9 tRNA genes and 1 rRNA gene are annotated in these 1,429 nt (G+C 46.2%); all 10 read right to left on the bottom strand.

The features are described 5' to 3' along the window. Window positions 1–165 precede the first annotated feature (165 nt). The 10 genes from J2S25_RS19965 to rrf all read right to left on the bottom strand — a co-directional run bounded on the left by J2S25_RS19965 (window position 166) and on the right by rrf (window position 1,391). Window positions 166–241 (bottom strand) — tRNA-Ala (locus J2S25_RS19965). A gap of 13 nt (window positions 242–254) precedes the next feature. Then, a tRNA-Pro gene (locus J2S25_RS19960) sits at window positions 255–331 on the bottom strand. A 15-nt stretch (window positions 332–346) separates the two neighbouring features. Continuing rightward, a tRNA-Arg gene (locus tag J2S25_RS19955) sits at window positions 347–423 on the bottom strand. Window positions 424–445: 22 nt separating this feature from the next. Continuing rightward, window positions 446–534: transfer RNA gene (locus J2S25_RS19950), tRNA-Leu, on the bottom strand. 7 nt (window positions 535–541) lie between these two features. After that, window positions 542–616, bottom strand: a tRNA-Gly gene (locus tag J2S25_RS19945). 33 nt (window positions 617–649) lie between these two features. Beyond that, window positions 650–731 (bottom strand) — tRNA-Leu (locus tag J2S25_RS19940). 124 nt (window positions 732–855) lie between these two features. Beyond that, window positions 856–928, bottom strand: a tRNA-Lys gene (locus tag J2S25_RS19935). An 80-nt stretch (window positions 929–1,008) separates the two neighbouring features. Continuing rightward, window positions 1,009–1,084, bottom strand: a tRNA-Thr gene (locus J2S25_RS19930). A gap of 106 nt (window positions 1,085–1,190) precedes the next feature. Then, window positions 1,191–1,263 (bottom strand) — tRNA-Val (locus J2S25_RS19925). A gap of 12 nt (window positions 1,264–1,275) precedes the next feature. Continuing rightward, a 5S ribosomal RNA gene (rrf, locus tag J2S25_RS19920) occupies window positions 1,276–1,391 on the bottom strand. Between the last annotated feature and the right edge of the window lie 38 nt (window positions 1,392–1,429).

The following is a 1,429-nucleotide window of genomic DNA, read 5'->3' as shown; positions in this document are numbered from 1 at the left end:
ATAAGTTAAAACGTTGGCTCATGAGCTTCTATAATAGAAGCCATGATAATTGATTGTTTGTTGACGCTTGTTTGTTTAGTTTTCAAAGAACAATTCACCGACCAACTCATAACGTCAGCTTTATAATACTAACATATATGATTACTGTGGTCAAAAGTTATTTTATGGTGGAGCCTAGCGGGATCGAACCGCTGACCTCCTGCGTGCAAGGCAGGCGCTCTCCCAGCTGAGCTAAGGCCCCGTAATTATAATGATGGTCGGGAAGACAGGATTCGAACCTGCGACCCCTTGGTCCCAAACCAAGTGCTCTACCAAGCTGAGCTACTTCCCGTTATATAATAAATGATGGTGCGCCCGGCGGGAGTCGAACCTACAACCTTCTGATTCGTAGTCAGATGCTCTATCCAATTGAGCTACGGGCGCATATTCAATAAATCAGCTAACTTGGTGCCGAGGACCGGAATCGAACCGGTACGGTAGTCACCTACCGCAGGATTTTAAGTCCTGTGCGTCTGCCAGTTCCGCCACCCCGGCTAAAAAATGGAGCGGAAGACGGGATTCGAACCCGCGACCCCAACCTTGGCAAGGTTGTATTCTACCACTGAACTACTTCCGCATTTATGGAATTTTATATTGACACAAAAAATGATGCGGGTGAAGGGAGTCGAACCCCCACGCCTTGCGGCGCCAGATCCTAAGTCTGGTGCGTCTGCCAATTCCGCCACACCCGCATATTAAACAGATTCCGCTGAAGTAAAATTCAATGGTAGTTTGTTACTTACGCGAATTAAGGAAGTTTATTTTCGCTGACGCGAATTAAGGAAGTTTATTTTCGCTGACGCGAAAAAAACTTAGTGAGCCATGAAGGACTCGAACCTTCGACCCTCTGATTAAAAGTCAGATGCTCTACCGACTGAGCTAATGGCTCGTACATTTTATGCTCAAAATAATTTACTTTAGCCTTTTTGGCGTCATTCCGCTGAAATTTAACCAGGGAAGTGAGAAAGATGGTGCCGGCAAGAGGACTTGAACCCCCAACCTACTGATTACAAGTCAGTTGCTCTACCAATTGAGCTACACCGGCGTTATTAAAGAAACTATTTTCAATAGTGCGAAAAACATTAAGGAAGATATTTTCACATCGCGAAAAGTTAAGGAAGATTATTTTCGCTAACGCGAAAAAATCTTGATGGAGGATGACGGGATCGAACCGCCGACCCTCTGCTTGTAAGGCAGATGCTCTCCCAGCTGAGCTAATCCTCCACATATATATATGCCTGGCGGCGTCCTACTCTCACAGGGGGAAACCCCCAACTACCATCGGCGCTGAGAAACTTAACTTCCGTGTTCGGTATGGGAACGGGTGTGACCTTCTCGCCATCGCCACCAGACTATTTTGTTTGAGGTTTTCGGTTGTTTGCTGTCGCAA

It is taken from the genome of Mesobacillus stamsii (genome assembly GCF_030814065.1).
Classification (GTDB): domain Bacteria; phylum Bacillota; class Bacilli; order Bacillales; family Cytobacillaceae; genus Mesobacillus; species Mesobacillus stamsii.
Note: the sequence above shows the minus strand (reverse complement) of the source record. Positions and strands in the feature narration are given on the sequence as shown.